Origin of the sequence: Clostridium aestuarii (assembly GCF_026735135.1) — a bacterium.
GTDB classification, from domain to species: domain Bacteria; phylum Bacillota; class Clostridia; order Clostridiales; family Clostridiaceae; genus Clostridium_H; species Clostridium_H aestuarii.
In genome coordinates, this window is record NZ_JAPQER010000001.1 from 683,055 (window position 1) to 700,333 (window position 17,279).

At 28.2% G+C, this 17,279-nt stretch carries 13 protein-coding genes; all 13 read right to left on the reverse strand.

What is annotated here, in order from left to right:
• Positions 1 to 7: 7 nt before the first annotated feature.
• A complete protein-coding gene (gene uvrC / locus OW763_RS02860) occupies positions 8 to 1,873 on the reverse strand; it encodes an excinuclease ABC subunit UvrC (RefSeq protein ID WP_268039550.1) in 1,866 nt (621 codons plus the stop codon).
• A 14-nt stretch (positions 1,874 to 1,887) separates the two neighbouring features.
• Entirely contained in the window at positions 1,888 to 2,490 is a 603-nt protein-coding gene (locus tag OW763_RS02865; protein WP_268039551.1) for a metal-dependent hydrolase, read from the reverse strand.
• Positions 2,491 to 2,618: 128 nt separating this feature from the next.
• Positions 2,619 to 4,034, reverse strand: a complete 1,416-nt coding sequence (locus OW763_RS02870; RefSeq protein ID WP_268039552.1) for a peptidoglycan D,D-transpeptidase FtsI family protein — start codon at positions 4,032 to 4,034, stop codon at positions 2,619 to 2,621.
• Entirely contained in the window at positions 4,027 to 5,247 is a 1,221-nt protein-coding gene (locus OW763_RS02875) for an FtsW/RodA/SpoVE family cell cycle protein (protein ID WP_268039553.1), read from the reverse strand. The genes OW763_RS02870 and OW763_RS02875 overlap by 8 nt, the downstream gene beginning before the upstream one ends.
• A gap of 37 nt (positions 5,248 to 5,284) precedes the next feature.
• Positions 5,285 to 5,713, reverse strand: a complete 429-nt coding sequence (locus tag OW763_RS02880) for an FHA domain-containing protein (protein WP_272507263.1) — start codon at positions 5,711 to 5,713, stop codon at positions 5,285 to 5,287.
• 91 nt (positions 5,714 to 5,804) lie between these two features.
• Positions 5,805 to 8,627 carry an excinuclease ABC subunit UvrA gene (gene uvrA / locus OW763_RS02885; protein ID WP_268039554.1) on the reverse strand — a complete coding sequence of 941 codons (2,823 nt, stop codon included), beginning with the start codon at positions 8,625 to 8,627 and terminating at the stop codon, positions 5,805 to 5,807.
• A 67-nt stretch (positions 8,628 to 8,694) separates the two neighbouring features.
• On the reverse strand, positions 8,695 to 10,668 hold the full coding sequence (uvrB, locus tag OW763_RS02890; RefSeq protein WP_268039555.1) for an excinuclease ABC subunit UvrB: 1,974 nt from the start codon (positions 10,666 to 10,668) through the stop codon (positions 8,695 to 8,697).
• A 139-nt stretch (positions 10,669 to 10,807) separates the two neighbouring features.
• A complete protein-coding gene (locus OW763_RS02895) occupies positions 10,808 to 12,043 on the reverse strand; it encodes an MFS transporter (RefSeq protein ID WP_268039556.1) in 1,236 nt (411 codons plus the stop codon).
• A gap of 24 nt (positions 12,044 to 12,067) precedes the next feature.
• Entirely contained in the window at positions 12,068 to 12,676 is a 609-nt protein-coding gene (gene plsY / locus OW763_RS02900) for a glycerol-3-phosphate 1-O-acyltransferase PlsY (RefSeq protein WP_268039557.1), read from the reverse strand.
• A 232-nt stretch (positions 12,677 to 12,908) separates the two neighbouring features.
• Positions 12,909 to 14,198, reverse strand: coding sequence for a site-2 protease family protein (locus tag OW763_RS02905; protein ID WP_268039558.1), 1,290 nt, complete (start codon positions 14,196 to 14,198; stop codon positions 12,909 to 12,911).
• Positions 14,199 to 14,227: 29 nt separating this feature from the next.
• Complete coding sequence (locus OW763_RS02910; RefSeq protein ID WP_268039559.1) at positions 14,228 to 15,490, reverse strand: S41 family peptidase; 1,263 nt, start codon at positions 15,488 to 15,490, stop codon at positions 14,228 to 14,230.
• A gap of 136 nt (positions 15,491 to 15,626) precedes the next feature.
• The gene (gene ftsX, locus OW763_RS02915; protein WP_268039560.1) at positions 15,627 to 16,517 is read right to left on the reverse strand and encodes a permease-like cell division protein FtsX; all 891 of its coding nucleotides are present in this window, start codon (positions 16,515 to 16,517) and stop codon (positions 15,627 to 15,629) included.
• Positions 16,507 to 17,193, reverse strand: coding sequence for a cell division ATP-binding protein FtsE (ftsE, locus tag OW763_RS02920; RefSeq protein ID WP_268039561.1), 687 nt, complete (start codon positions 17,191 to 17,193; stop codon positions 16,507 to 16,509). Before ftsE ends, ftsX begins: the two co-directional genes overlap by 11 nt.
• Positions 17,194 to 17,279: the final 86 nt, after the last annotated feature.

The window sequence follows — 17,279 nt, forward strand, 5'->3', positions numbered from 1 at the left end:
ATCCTCTCTATTTGTTTTTATGAAAATAATCAATTATACTTTGTGCTGCCTTCTTATTTATTGATGGTGTACTCAATAATTTTTCATAACAAGCCTTTCTTATATTATCAACACTTCCAAATTTTTTAAGCAACTCTTTTCTTCGTGATATTCCTATATTGGGAATATCTTCCAATATAGAATGAAGTATTCTTTTATCTCTTAAACTCCTATGATAGGTAATTGCAAATCGATGTACTTCATCCTGTACTCGAGTAATTAAATTCATGACTTTAGAGTTTTGTTTGATTTTTAGCTCTTTATTATTATATATTAGCCCTCTAGTTTTGTGTTTGTCATCTTTAACCATTCCACATACAGGTATATTAATATCAAAGTGTTTTAAAACTTCTAATGCCACATTAACCTGCCCTCTGCCACCATCCATAAGTATTAAATCAGGGAAAACACTAAATTTTGTTCCACTTAATGCTAATCCTCGTTCCTTTATTTCCTTTGTTTCATTAATACCATGCTGAAACCTTCTAGTCAATATTTCTCTCATACTATCATAATCATTTGCCCCTATAACAGTCTTTATTTTAAAACGTCTATAATCACTATTTTTAGGTTTTCCATTTTCGAAAACGACCATAGTTCCTACAGAATCTACTCCTTGTATATTAGATATATCATACGCTTCTATTCTATGTGGAATATCCTCTAACTCTACTATCTCGCAAAGTTCTTTTAATGAACTATTATTAAATTCTTTTTCTTTTTTTAGTTTTAATTTAAACTGTTCCAATGTCATTTTAGCATTTTCTTCTACCATACTTAAAAGTTTCTTCTTTTCTCCTTTTTCAGGAACTTTAATTTTCACTTTAGTTCCTCGTTTAGAAGAAAGCCATTCTTCTAAAAGCTTTATATCTTGTACTTCTGGTACATATACTTTTTTAGGTATAAATGCTGTGCCTCCATAAAATTCTTTTATAAAATTTGAAATAATATCTCCTGTATTTTCTAATATATTATTTTCCAAAATAAAATATTCTCTTCCTATTATTTTGCCATTTCTAACAAAAAATATTTGAACACACCAATCTTCCGTATCACTACTTATATTTATAAAATCTTCATTTTCAAAATTACTAGATATAATCTTTTGTCTTTCTCGTATCTTATTTATTGCATTAATTTTGTCCCTTAAAACTGCCGCTTTCTCAAACTCTAAACATTCAGCTGCTTCTTCCATTTTTTCTTTTAATTTATTTAATACATCGTTTTCCCTACCTGTTAATAAATCTATTAATTCTTTAATAAATTTATTATACTCCTCTTTACTTATATATCCCGAACAAGGAGCACTACATAATTTTATATGATAATTTAAACAGGGTTTTATCTTTTCACCTTTTTCTTTTATAATTTTTCTACATGTTCTTATTGGAAAATTCTTTTTTATAAGTTCTATAGTTTCATATACTGCAGATGAATCTGGATATGGTCCAAAATATTTTGCTCCATCCCTTGCTCTTATCCTTGTTACAAAAACTCTAGGAAAATCTTCATTAATAGTGATTTTTATAAATGGATAATGTTTATCATCTTTAAGCAAGATATTATATCTAGGTCTATATTTTTTTATTAAATTGCACTCTAAAATAAGTGCTTCCATTTCTGATCCTGTAACTATATATTCAAATTCAGCAATATTTTTTACCATTGCCTTTACTTTTTCACTATGATTTTTAGATTTTTGAAAATACTGCTTAACTCTATTTTTAAGTATTTTAGCCTTTCCAACATATATCACTTCTCCAAGAGAGTTTTTCATCAAATAAACTCCTGGCTTTTCCGGGAGCATTTTAAGTTGATATTTAAAATCAAACATTTTACTCACCACCCTTATAATATAGCTGGCAACCTATAAACTGCATATGCAAGCCCCATGATTATAAGAAAGTCTTCAAAGGTATTTCCTTTTTTAGAACTCACCCTATATGTAAAAGGAAACTTGTACTTTTTCTTTTTGAATGGATAAAATAACGGAATACCCATTTTAGTCATCATATCGCAAGTCAAATGCATACCATATCCGACCATAAAATAATATGCTATAAAAGACACATCATAAATTTCGCCCAAATATCCTGATATAAATGTAAATACTATTAATCCTACTAAACTATGAGTTAACCCATTTCTATGAGATGATATGGCTACAAATATAAATACAATTCCCAAAGCATTTAACGCAGCCTCTCTTGTATATAAATAATTAACCCACAAAACTATTAACGCAAAACCTAAATACATTATAGTCTTTGTTTTTTTATTCTTAAAAGGTAATATATATTTATTAATAATGCTCTTCGGATGATCTATATCTGGCATCAAAGATGCTATTATAACTATTAGTATCCCGATATAGGTAAATCCCCCTGGTATTTTGTCACATACTGACATAAAAGTTATAGCTCCTATTCCTGCATGAGTTTTCCCCTTCATATTGTCTCCTTTATCATTAAAATAATATAAAAAAAGTCAAGATTTGATAAAACTCCTGACTTTATTATACCACTATAACCATAAAAGAAATATATGTTCATAGTTGTTATTATCGTTTTTTGTCTGTATTATTTATTATATAAAGCTTCTTGTATTACTTGCTTTGCTATTTTAGCAGCTTTCACTCCTCCTACTCCTCCATTTTCTACAATTACCGCTACTACAACTGTTGGTTTACTATATGGTGCAAAACCAACAAACCATGAATGAGATGCGCCTTCTCCATTTTCAGCTGTACCAGTTTTTCCACATATATTTATTCCATTTATTCTGGCGTTTTTTCCTGTACCCTCGTCTACAGTTTTTTTCATAAATTTTTTTATTATTCTAGCATTTTGTTTAGAAGTAATTTTTCCCAAACTTTCTGTTTTAATTTTTTTTACAGTATTTTCTTTACTGTTTAATATATCTTTAACTAAAAATGGCTTCATCATAATTCCATCATTTGCTATGGCTCCAGTTACCAATGCCATATGCATTGGCGATACTATAACTTCTCCCTGTCCTATAGCACTTTGAGCAATATTCCCCTGTTCATTTCTTCTTAGACTAGGAAAACTACCCTTATTAACATTAAAGTCATTAATAGGTATATTTTTATTAAAATAAAATTTTTCTGCTGTATTTCTGAGATTATAATTGCCTAACTCAATACCCAACTTTCCAAAAACTACATTGCTGGATTCTACAAAAGCCTCACTTAAACCTATTTCTCCTAATTTTTCACCATTATAATTTTCCAAAGATTCTTTAGAATTAAAGACTAATATCCCCTCATCTTTAAAGATTTTTTTATTTATTCCTTCTATATTTTCCAATGCACTAACAGAGGTTATTATCTTAAATATAGACCCTGGAGGATACAAACCTAAAGTAGCTCTATTATATAATGGGTTATCTTTATTAGAATTTATTTTTTTCCAGTTTTTATCTAAATTATTAGGGTTATATGAAGGCTTAGATACCATTGCAAGAACTTCTCCATTTTTAGGATTCAAAACTACTACTGCTCCTTTATTATTTCCTAAAAGGTCATAGGCTCTTTTCTGTATATTATAATCTAAAGTAGTTCTTAAATTGTACCCAATTCTATTTGACTTTTCAGTAATTGTTTCAAAAAATTTTGATAAATCCATAGTATCTGCACCAATTAAAGTGGAATCATATTTTCTTTCTAAGCCCGTTATTCCATATCTAGGACTTATATATCCTATTACATTTGCAAATATTTCTCCATACAAATAAGTTCTTTCTTGATTAAAAGAATTACTTTTTTCACTCTTAGTCAGCGGATTCATATTTCTATCATAAATAGTTCCTCTTAATATAGCATTTCGTTTTGCTAATAATCTTTTATTATACGGACTTGAAATAATATCTTCCGCTTTAAAAATTTCAAAGTATGTAATATATAAAATAACACCTAAAAAACACACTAAAAACACACCAAGTACATTTTTTATATTCTTGGAAATATCATTCAATTTTTGCTGCCTCCTCAGAAATTTTTTGCAATACACCTAAAGCAAAAAAAGTAGTAATCATGGAACTTCCTCCATAACTTATTAAAGGCATTGTTATACCTGTAAGAGGAATTAAATTTATCACGCCTCCAATAATAACTAGCACTTGAGTAGCTATCATTGAACTATATCCTACTGCAAGCAATGCTGAAAATTTATCTTCAGAATAAACTGCTGCCCTCATACACCTATAGAATAATAAAAAGTATAATATGATTACAGCAAATCCCATTAATCCACCCATTTCCTCACATAAAACTGCAAAAATGAAATCTGTTAGGTTAACTGGTATAAATTCAGGATGACCACGTCCAAGTCCAGTACCAAATAACCCACCTGATGCTATTGATATTATAGATTGAACAATTTGATACCCCTCGCTATTAGCATAATTCCAAACATCTTTCCATATTAAAAATCTAACTTTCACATGATGAAATAATTTATAACTAATTACAGACCCTATACTAAATAAGCCAAAGCATACAGTCACATATTTAATCTTTGAAGTTGCTATATAAAGCATAGTTACAGAAATGCCAAAAAAAATCAAAGCTGAACCTAAATCTCTTTGTAATACCATAAATCCAAGTGATATCATTACAATTGTCGCTGGCTCTACTAAATCCTTATAATTTTTGTATTTTTTTAAAGTCGAAGCTAGATATGCTACCAAGAAAAGTTTTCCAAATTCTGAAGGTTGAAAACCATAATTTCCAATCATTATCCAGTTTTTTGCTCCATATTTTTCCTTGCCAAAAAAAGTTCCCATAGCCATAAAAACTAACGTTATAACTAAATAAAAGTATTTACACTCTGCAAATCTTTTTAATCCTGGAAGTAATACAACAATAAATATAAATCCTATTATTCCAATTACAAACCATATAACTTGTTTTATAGCATATATTCTATTTATTCTATACAAAATAACTATTCCAATTACTGTTAATACCCCCGCAAAAATTAAAATATACTTGTCACCATCAGGAAAAAATCTTCGAATTATAAAATGTGCATAAGCAATAAGCCCACAAATCACAATTCCAACTAATAGTGCATTTTTATCAAAAGGCTCACTCGGCCAATGTAAAACACTTAAATTTAAAAAACAAATTAAACAAAAAGCGTAAATATAATATAAAAATTTTCTTTCAGCAGTTTTACTATTCATAAATTTTATCCACCTTAAATTTTCAACTAACTTTAATTTACCCTATCAATTTAAACGTATATTTTCCTATTGAAATTTCATCCTCAGACATTAGATAACTTTCCTTTGATATTTTAGTATTATTAATCATTATTCCATTTATACTTCTCAAATCCTTTATAAAACATTTATTGTTTTTTATAAAAATCACAGCATGATGCTGTGAAATATATTCATTCTTAAGTACAAGTATATTATCTTTTTTTCTTCCTATAGTAAGCTTATCATGTATTGGAATAACTGAGCCAACTCTTAACTGTGAATTGACATCACCTACTCTTATTACTTCTAGTCCCCAAATTCTTGTATTATTCTTTTTCCTATTTACTTTCTTTATATCCTTATACATTATCTTTAGAGCCCAAAATATTATTATATATATAGTTCCAATAATCAAAACTTTAAAAATCATTCTTAATAAAGGCATGTTTATCCACCTCTTATCATATAAATTCTATGAACTAAAGACTAGCATTAAAACTGTAATGCTAGTCTTCTTCCTATGTCCGTTTTATATATTATAACATGTTTTTTAAATAATATCCTGTATAAGAACTGCTATTTTTAGCTACTTGTTCTGGGGTTCCCATACACACTACAGTTCCACCTTTATCTCCACCTTCTGGACCTAAATCAACAATATAATCCGAGCATTTTATAATATCTAAATTGTGTTCAATTACAACTACAGTATTTCCGCCCTCAACTAAACGCTGCAATATATTTATAAGCCTATTTACATCATCTATATGAAGTCCTGTAGTAGGCTCATCTAAAATATATAAAGTTTTCCCTGTACTTCTTTTTGATAATTCAGTAGCTAATTTAATTCTCTGAGCTTCTCCACCAGAAAGCTGAGTAGATGGCTGACCAAGTCTGACATACCCAAGTCCTACATCCATAAGAGTTTGGAGTTTATTTTTTGCTCTTGGAATATTTGAGAAAAATTCTAATGCTTCTTCAACTGTTAAATTTAAAATTTCATCTATATTTTTTCCTTTATATTTCACCTCTAAAGTTTCTCTATTATATCTTTTCCCTTTACAAACTTCACAAGGAACATAAACATCAGATAAAAATTGCATTTCTATTTTTATTATACCGTCACCACGACAAGCTTCACATCGCCCACCTTTAACATTAAAACTAAATCTTCCAGGCTTATACCCTCTCATCCTCGCTTCAGGAGTATTAGAAAACAACTCTCTTATTACATCAAATAATCCTGTGTATGTTGCAGGATTAGATCTTGGAGTTCTTCCGATAGGACTTTGATTTATATTTATAATTTTATCTATATTTTCTATTCCAGTTATCTCCTTATGAATGCCTGGATTCATTTTTGACTTATTTATTTTTTTATTTAATCCTTTATAAAGTATTTCATTAACTAAAGTGCTTTTTCCTGAACCTGAAACTCCCGTAACTGATGTAAGTAATCCTAATGGAAACCTAACCGTTATATTTTTTAGATTGTTCTCCCTAGCACCAACAATTTTTATTTCTTTTTCATTAGCCTTACGTCTAACTGTAGGGACTTCTATTGTTTTTTCACCTATCAAGTACTGACCTGTTATAGAATCCTTACAATTTTTTATGTCATCTAAACTTCCAGCTGCAATAATTTTCCCACCATGTTCTCCTGCACCTGGACCTATATCCACAACAAAATCTGCTTCTTTTATGGTATCTTCATCGTGCTCTACTACAACTAGAGTATTTCCTAAATTCCTTAGATGTTTTAATGTACCTATAAGTCTATCATTATCTCTCTGATGAAGACCTATACTAGGTTCATCAAGTATGTATAAAACTCCAACTAATCCCGATCCAATTTGACTTGCAAGTCTTATTCTTTGAGATTCTCCTCCTGATAATGTTCCTGATTTTCTATTTAAACTTAAATAATTAAGTCCAACATCAATTAAAAACTTAAGCCTGCTTTTTATCTCCTTTAATATTTGATTTGCAATTATTGCATTTTTCTCTGACAATTTTATACTTTCTGTAAACTCCAATTCATCCTTAATAGACATATTGCAAAATTCAAATATATTTTTACCACTTACAGTTACAGCTAATGCTTCTTTCTTTAATCTAGCTCCTTTACATTTTGGACAAGGAGTATCACTCATATATTGTTCAATTTGTTTCTTTATATAGTCAGAGTTAGTTTCTATATATCTTCTTCTCAAATTGTTTATTAAGCCTTCATATCTATGATTATATAATCCTTGTCTATCTTCTTTTACATATTCTACAATGATTTTTTCTCCATTCAACCCATATAATATATAATCTAATATTTCTCTTGATAAATCTTTAATTGGAGTATTTAAATTAAAATCATATTTTTTTGATAATGCCTTTAAAATACTTAATGTCCATGAGTCTTCTTTCAGTGCACCTTCTCCTAAAGAAATTATTGCACCTTCAATAATACTCTTACTTTTATTAGGTATAACTAAATCTTCATCAATTTCTATTAAAGTACCTATTCCATCGCATTTATCACATCTACCAAAAGGTGAATTAAATGAAAATAATCTTGGTGCTAATTCATCTATACTTATTCCACAATCAGGGCAAGCAAATTTTTCACTAAATAAAATATCCTCTCCACCAATAATATTCACTATTACCTGTCCTTCAGATAATTTCAAAGCAGTTTCTAATGAATCAGTAAGTCTACTCGCTATTCCTTCTTTTATTATTAATCTATCTATTACAGCCTCAATAGTATGTTTTTTATTCTTGTCTAAATTAATTTCTTCCTCTTGTAAATCATATATTTCTCCATCTATTCTAACTCTTACATAACCATTTTTCTTTATATTATCAAATATTTTAACATGTTGTCCTTTTCTTCCTTTAACTATTGGAGAAAGAATTTGAATTTTACTTCTTTCTTGTAGTTCTAATATCTTATCTACCATCATATCTACAGTTTGCTGAGTAATTTCTCTACCACATTTAGGACAGTGTGGAGTTCCTACTCTAGCATATAAAAGCCTTAAATAATCATATATTTCTGTAACAGTTCCTACGGTAGAACGTGGATTTTTACTTGTTGTTTTTTGATCTATAGAAATTGCTGGCGATAATCCTTCTATATATTCAACATCTGGTTTATCCATTTGACCCAAAAATTGTCTTGCATAAGCAGATAATGATTCAACATATCTTCTCTGACCTTCAGCATAAAGAGTATCAAATGCTAACGATGACTTTCCTGAACCAGAAAGTCCAGTAAACACAACTAATTTATCTCTAGGTATTTCTAAATCAACATTTTTTAAGTTATGCACTTTAGCACCTTTTATAAAAATTTTATCCTTCATTTTTATTTCAGCCCTTCCCAAATCATATCTTTAGCTACTAACTTTCCACTTTTAATTGTCAACTGAATTAAATTTTCTCACGCAAATTTAATATTTTATCTCTAAGTTCCGCAGCTCTCTCAAATTGTAAATCCTTAGCTGCTTGTTTCATTTCTTTTTCAAATTTATTAATTAATTTGTGAATTTCATCTTTACCAAGTTTTTTAGATGATTTATTAATCACATATTCTTCTGCATCTTCAGCAACCTTATTTTGTATTACTTCTCTTATGTCTTTAACAACAGTCTTAGGAGTTATTCCATGCTTTTGGTTATATTCTATTTGTATTTTTCTTCTTCTATTAGTCTCTTTTATAGCTTTATCCATAGCTTCAGTTATAGTATCAGCATACATAACTACCTTACTTTCAGAATTCCTTGAAGCTCTTCCTATAGTTTGTATAAGGGCAGTTTGAGATCTCAAAAAACCTTGTTTATCAGCATCTAATATTGCAACCAAAGCTACTTCTGGAATATCTAACCCTTCTCTTAAAAGATTAATTCCAACTAAAACATCAAATTTGCCTTTTCTTAAATCTCGTATTAATTCCATTCGCTTCATCGTATCAATACTTGAGTGAAGATATTCTATCTTTATATCCATATCTTTTAAGTAATCTGTTAAATCTTCAGCCATCTTCTTAGTTAAAGTAGTTACAAGTGTTCTATATCCTTTACTTATTGTTTCTTGTATACTAGCATACAAATCATCTATTTGACCCTTTATAGGTTTAACTATTATTTCTGGATCTAGTAATCCTGTAGGTCTTATAATCTGTTCTGCTGTGTTTGTGGAATGTTTTTTTTCATACTCACTAGGAGTTGCACTTACAAATAACGTTTGATTTAATTTTTTTTCAAATTCTTCAAATTTAAGCGGTCTATTATCATAAGCACATGGAATCCTAAAACCATATTCCACTAAGTTGTTTTTTCTTGATTTATCTCCACCATACATTGCCTTAACCTGTGGAAGCGTTACATGACTTTCATCAATAAAAAATAAAAAATCTTCTGGGAAATAATCGAGTAAAGTTTGTGGTGGTGTACCTGGTAATCTACCATCTAGAACTCTGGAATAATTCTCAATTCCACTGCAATATCCTACTTCTCTCATCATTTCAATATCAAAATTAGTTCTTTGTTTTAATCTTTGTGCTTCAAGAATCTTATCTTGTTCAATAAACTCTTTAACTTTTTGCTCTAATTCATCTTCTATTTGCTTTATAGCACTTTCAAGCTTTTCTTTAGATGTTGCAAAGTGAGATGCTGGGAATATTGATACATGCTTTCTAGTAGATAATATTTTCCCTGTCAAAACCTCAAATTCTCTTATTTTATCTATTTCGTCTCCAAAAAATTCTATTTTTATACCTATATTAGTAGATGCTGTTGGAAATACATCTAAAATATCTCCTCTAACTCTAAAAGTACCTCTTACAAAATTCATCTCATTTCTTTCATATTGAATATCCACTAATTGTCTAATAACTTCATCTCTATCTTTAATCATGCCCTCTCTTAATGATACAGTAAGCTTTTTGTATTCCTCTGGATTACCTAATCCATATATACATGAAACTGAAGATACTACTATAACATCCCTTCTTTCAAATAAAGCTGAAGTAGCTGAATGTCTTAATTTATCTATCTCATCATTTATGGATGCATCTTTTTCAATAAAAGTATCTGTTTGGGGTAGATATGCTTCTGGATGATAATAATCATAGTAAGACACAAAATATTCAACACAATTTTCTGGAAAAAACTCTTTAAACTCTGAGCATAATTGAGCAGCTAAAGTCTTATTATGAGCTAAAACCAATGTTGGCCTTTGCACCTTTTCTATTATATTAGCCATAGTAAAAGTTTTTCCTGAACCGGTCACGCCTAATAAAGTTTGAAATTTTTCTTTTCTTTTTATACCGTTTACTATACTGTTTATAGCTTGTGGTTGATCGCCTGTCGGCTTAAATTTAGAATGTATTTTGAATTTCCCCATTTTACCATCTCCTGTGAACGTTTGTTCGGTTATATTAATTTTATACTTTTATAGTTTTAATGTCAATAAGAGTAATTAGTTCTCTAGTTACCCTAATTTAAAAGAGAGTAACAATTTAATTACTCTCTTTTTGATAAAACTATACTATTTTATATTCTTGTACTTTATTTAATAAAATATATCCAATAATAAATAAAAAAACTAAACTCAAAATTCCATATTTTGATTCTTTGGTTATATGTGATATAACTCCTATCATCAATGGACCTATGATAGCAGAAAATTTTCCAATTATATTGTAAATTCCAAAATAACCTGCTGATTTTTCTTTTGGAATCATTTTGCAATACATTGAACGACTCAATGCCTGCATTCCACCTTGACAGGTTGCTACCAACATAGCTAAAACCCAATAATCAAAAACTGATTTTATAAAAAAACCATATATACTAATAAACATATACATACCAATACCAATCATCAACATTTTTTTTGCACAAAATTTATCTGCTAATTTCCCAAATAACAATGCAAATGGAAAAGCAACAAACTGTGTAACTAATAAAATTAATAAAAGATGATTACTATCAACGCCTACATCCTTTCCATATACAGCTGCCATTTTAAAAATAGTACTAACTCCATCAATATAAAAAAAATATGCTATCAAAAAAATATATATATTCTTATTTTTTTTGATTTCACTTAAAATTTTAACCATTCTTCCAAAACTATCATTAATAACATGAGAAGATTTTTCAATAAAATGTATTTGTTCTACATTTTTAAATAGTGGAATGGAAAATAAAAACCACCATAGCCCTGTAATTATAAATGAAATTTTTATAGTTGTAATTTTTGAAGAAACTCCGATTAAAGAAGGTTTTAATATAATTGCAATACTAATAATAAATGGTATAGTACTTCCTATATATCCCCAAGCAAATCCATTTGACGAAACCCAATCCATTCTATCTTTATTTGTAACATCAACTAAAAAAGCATCATAAAAAATATTAGCACTAGAAAAACATATTGTTGCTATACTATATATAAATAAACATTGAATAATATTCCCTTCTTGTATAGTCGCTAATGCACAAGTACTTACAGCTCCAATCCCTACAAAAGCAATCATAAATCTCTTTTTATTATCTTTGTAATCCGCAAGAGTACCTAAGAAAGGAGCACCTATCGAAACTATCAAAGCTATAAAAGTATTTACATATCCCCAGTAAGCTGTAGAATAAGAATCTTGAATTTCTTTTGCAACTACATCCTTAAAAAAAATAGGTAAAACAGCTGTCATAATAGCTACTGCATATGCAGAATTAGCCCAATCGTAAATTATCCAACTTTTTTCTTTCTTAGTCATTATTGTTCTCCTTATTTTAAATTATTATTTTTTCTTTCTTCTTATAGTTTCTTTTAGCCCAATTTCTTCTTTTTTTATAATTCTCTTTACATTCGGTACATGTTTATAAATAGATAGTACAGCTATAACTATACATACAATAACAGCTTGCATAGGATAATTAGCTATATATATTGCTACTGGTAAAATACTAACTATAACAATAGTTCCTATAGCAATGTAATCTGTTATAATAGTAATAATAATAATAGAAATAATTAATATCACTGCAATTCTATAGTCAATTGCAAGTACCATTCCAATAATCGAAGCAGTTCCTTTTCCACCTTTAAATCCTAAAAAAATAGGAAACACATGTCCTAGAATCACAAATATACCTGCTATAAAAGGTAAAAATGATGAATCCGTCCAAATAGCTTCTATAATTAGCACTGCCACTACCGCCTTCATAATGTCTACTAATGCAGTTATGATTCCATATTTCCATCCCATGACTGTTGTAACATTAGATGCACCTGCATTACTATTTCCATGCTCCCTTATATCTATTTTTTTTACTAACTTTCCCAAAATATACGCAGCTTGAACATTTCCTAAAAGATACCCTATTGCTGCAGCTATAATTATTCTCATATATACTCCTTCCAAATATTAATTATTAAACATATATAGTATTTTAATTTTTATTAACAATAAAACAGCTAATATATATTATTATATACATATATTCAACATTTTTTTCGTTTTTTCACGTTTTTTTGTTATATATAAATTCTTTTTATCACTTATTTTACTAAAAACTATAATAAAAAAGATGATATCTCAAAAATATTTGAAATATCATCTTTTTTATTATAGTCTAATGTTATTTATTTTTATCTTTCATTTTATCTAATACTTCTTGAAATTTATTTTCATTTACCTTAACAACCATTCTCTCATCTGGTATAGCTACTGGCACAAAAACAATTCCTAGTTTTTTAAAATCTGTTAATTTATTATATCTTATTTCCTCTAAATTTCCTGCCGCTCGTTTTATCTTAAACCAAACAAAATTTGAAGTTTCTCTTAAAATTTTAAACATGTCATCTTCTTTACATATAGGTTTATCATTCACTTCTACTACCACATCTCCGCTTTTAATTCCCATCTCAAAAGCAGCAGAATTAGGTGCAACTTCTAAAACCATCATGCCATTTTCACCACTAACATATTTAGGTTTAACTTTAACTTCCATATATCTTTGTATATAAATCATAGTTTCGTGTGCTGCTGGTGCAAAGATTACAACAAATAATTTAAAAAATATATTTAAAATCGCCAGTCTAGCAAATATAAATAACAATATGCTGTAAATCATTATCATTAATCCTGACGTAATCGCTTTTTGTTTTTTTGTTTTAGTAAATGTTACACTACTATAGCCAATCATTCCATAAAAAGGAAATAATAATATGGCTGCATTTTTAATAATTTCTAAAGGAGTAGAAGGACTTAATAATGTTTTCCATTGTGTAAGCGAAACTATTTGTTCTAAAAAATACATCTTAGAATTAACTATTAATATAACAGATATTGGTATAAGCCAATATCTTTTTAATGCATATCCACCTATTATTTTATCATTTTTTTTAGTAAATATAGGAATAGCTCCTTTATCTCCATCAAGCATAACAAGTATAGCTTCAATAAAATGTAAAACTGCTATTAATGTCATGAGTGCAACTACATCTATATTTAAAAACTTTAATGAACCTATATCTAAATCATACATTTGTCTCATAATTTCTAATAAAATACTAACAAATCCTAGTATAGCACCTGAATAAGAAAAACATATAAATCTAGGATTAATAAAGATAAGAACTATAGATATTAAAAATATTAATTCTATAGAAGTATTCTCATCAAATCCAACGCCTAAATAACTCAATGCAATACTACCCAATATTCCTGCAAATAATCCTAGGACTATTTGAGATATTGTTAATTCATAAGGAGAATTAAGTCTATCCCCAATAATCATTTTTTGTATTATAACTGTTTTTTTATTTTGCTTATAAAACATAACAATAAAACCTATTAATATAAATATATAAGGAACTTTTACTATCGCAAAAGCTATAGTCCTTAATATATTTAGCGTAATACTCATGTAAGCTAATTACTCCTCTCGCCTTTGTCTTATTTCATCTTTTCTTTCATAATTTCAAGTGCCTTTTTAAATTGAGGATCAGTTTCCCTACTATAAGTTTTCTTTAATAGGTCTTTTGGATATTTAACTTCAATATTAGGCTTAATTCCTTTATGATGAATATTTTCACCATTTGGAGTATAATATTTTGAAGTAGTTACTTTTAGTGCTGTACCATCACCAAAACCAAATCTCTTTTTGTCCAAAACACTTTGAACTATTCCTTTTCCAAAAGTTTTTTCACCAACTAAAGTGCCTAGCTCATAATCTCTTATAGCTCCTGAGAAAATTTCTGATGCACTTGCTGTTCCTCCATCTATTAACACTACAAGAGGTATTCCTATTAGTTCTCCACCTTTTGACTTAAATTCCTCTTTATTTTTATTTTTATCTATTGTTGATACTATAGTTTTTCCCTTTTCAACAAATTTTGATGTAATTTCAATAGATTGTGTTAACCATCCACCTGGATTTTGTCTTAAATCTAATATTAAACCCGTCATACCTTTTTTATTTAATCTATTAACTTCTTCTTGAAATTGACTTCCTGTATTTTCAGCAAAAGTACTTATTTGAATATATCCTATTTTATCATCTAGCATTTCTCCTGATACTGTAATTAAAGGAATAACATCTCTTTTAACTTTAATATCAATTTTTTCTGTATTTTGTCTGTTTATTGTAAGAACAACATAAGTATTTTTTTCGCCTTTCATCATTGATATAGCTTTATCTAAATCTTTACCTAATACTTGTTTTCCATCTACTTTTTCTATTATATCACCTGAAATTATACCTGCTTTTTTTGCTGGTGAATCTTCAAAAGGAGCTATAATAACTATTTTATTATCTTTTACTCCTACTCTTATTCCAAGACCTACATAATCTCCTTCTGTATATGTACTAAATTCTTTATATTCATCCTTATCCATATAAACTGTATATGGATCATTTACGCTATTAGCTATCCCTTTTATCGCACCATCTATAAGTTTATTTTCATCAATTTTACCATCATAAAACATTTCAATATTTTGTTTTACTATAAACATTTTTGAGAATTTAGATATTTCATCATATTTTGATTCGCTGATTCTAACTGTACCCTTTAAAGGCATTCTGAGTGCTATAGTAAACGTAATAAAATTTGTTAAAACAACTATTAATATTCCTATTCCTATTCGTTTCAGATTACTTTTCTTTTCATTAGGGTTCTTCTTATTTTCACATCCATTAATTTCTTTATAATCCATTTTTATTCACCTCTTACTTCCATGCTACTTATATTTTTACGTTAATAATAGAACAATTATACCTATATAAAATAAAATTCATAAATATTAAGGCTGGCTATAAAAATGCCAACCTTTTTTTAATAATATTTATATTTTATACTCTTAAAAATTTTCTAATAGATAAAATACTTCCTAAAGCTCCAATAGTTATTCCTGCAATAACAAATACCCACAAAACACTTCCTAAGAAATATGCTGGTTTAATTAAATCTAACATCATTATAGCAGATGAAAGCTTATAGTATGTAAATTTATATAAATAATTTAATAAAACAGTAGAAACAAGTGAACCTATTAAACCAATAATCATTCCCTCAATTATAAATGGCCATCTTATAAACCCATCTGTTGCTCCAACATATTTCATTATTCCTATTTCTCTTTTTCTTGAATATACTGCAAGTTTAATGGTATTTCCAATTAAAAGCAATGAAATAGGTATTAATATAACTAGTGCTGCTAATCCAATCCATTTAACTCCTTTGGTAAGAGATGCTATTTTATTAACTATCTCTTCATTAGCTCCTACTTCTTCTACTCCTGTCATGTCTTTAATTTCATCAACTACTTTTTCAATACCTTCTGCCTTTTCAACTTTAACAATAAATGATTCTGGCAGAGGATTTTCTTTATCTAATCCTTCAAGTAACTCCTTATTTTCCTCACCTAATTGTTCTTTATATTTATCTAATGCCTGAGTTTTTGTTTCATATTCAACATCAACTATTGCATCCATAGATTTAATAGTTCTTTCTATACTCTCTTTATCAGCTTGTTTAATGTCATCTTTTAAAAACACTTGCACTTCCAATTTTGATTCTACATTTTTAATTATATTATTTGCATTAAGCATAGTTAATAAGAATATTCCAAACATAAAAAGAGTTAAAGAAACTGTAATTATTGAAGCCATACTTAACGCTTTATTTCTTTTTAAACTCTTCAAAGCATCCATTGAAAAATATTTCAAACTACTAATCTTCATAACCGTATCTACCCCTCTGCTCATCTCTTACAATTACACCTTTTTCAACAGCTATAACTCTTTTTTTCATACTATTTACAATACTTTTATCATGAGTAGCCATAATAATTGTAGTTCCTGCATGGTTTATATCATTTAATGTTTTCATAATTTCAATTGATGTATCTGGATCTAAATTACCGGTTGGCTCATCTGCAATAAGAATTGATGGATTATTTACAATTGCTCTTGCAAGTGCAACCCTTTGTTGCTCTCCTCCTGAAAGTTCATTTGGAAAACATTTATATTTATGTGATAATCCAACCATTGATAGAACCATTGGTACTCTTTTTCTTATATCTCTTTGCTGTGCTTCTATAACTCTCATAGCAAATGCAACATTCTCATATACGTTCAACGTTGGTATTAACCTAAAATCTTGGAACACCATACCAATTTTTCTTCTATAATACGGAGCTTGTTTCCTTTTTAATTTTGCAATATCTTCTTCGTTTACTATTATTCTTCCCGTAGTTAGTTCCACTTCCTTAAAAAGCAACTTAATAAAAGTTGATTTACCAGCGCCACTTGGCCCAACAAGAAATACAAACTCTCCTCTATCTATCTCTAAATTAACATTAGAAATTGCAAAGACATTATTTTCATATATTTTTGTTACATTTTTAAATTCTATCATGTTACAAATTTCTCCCATCTAGTTACTTTATCTTAACAATATTCATTTATTATTATAACATAATATTGAAAATATTTAATTAACTA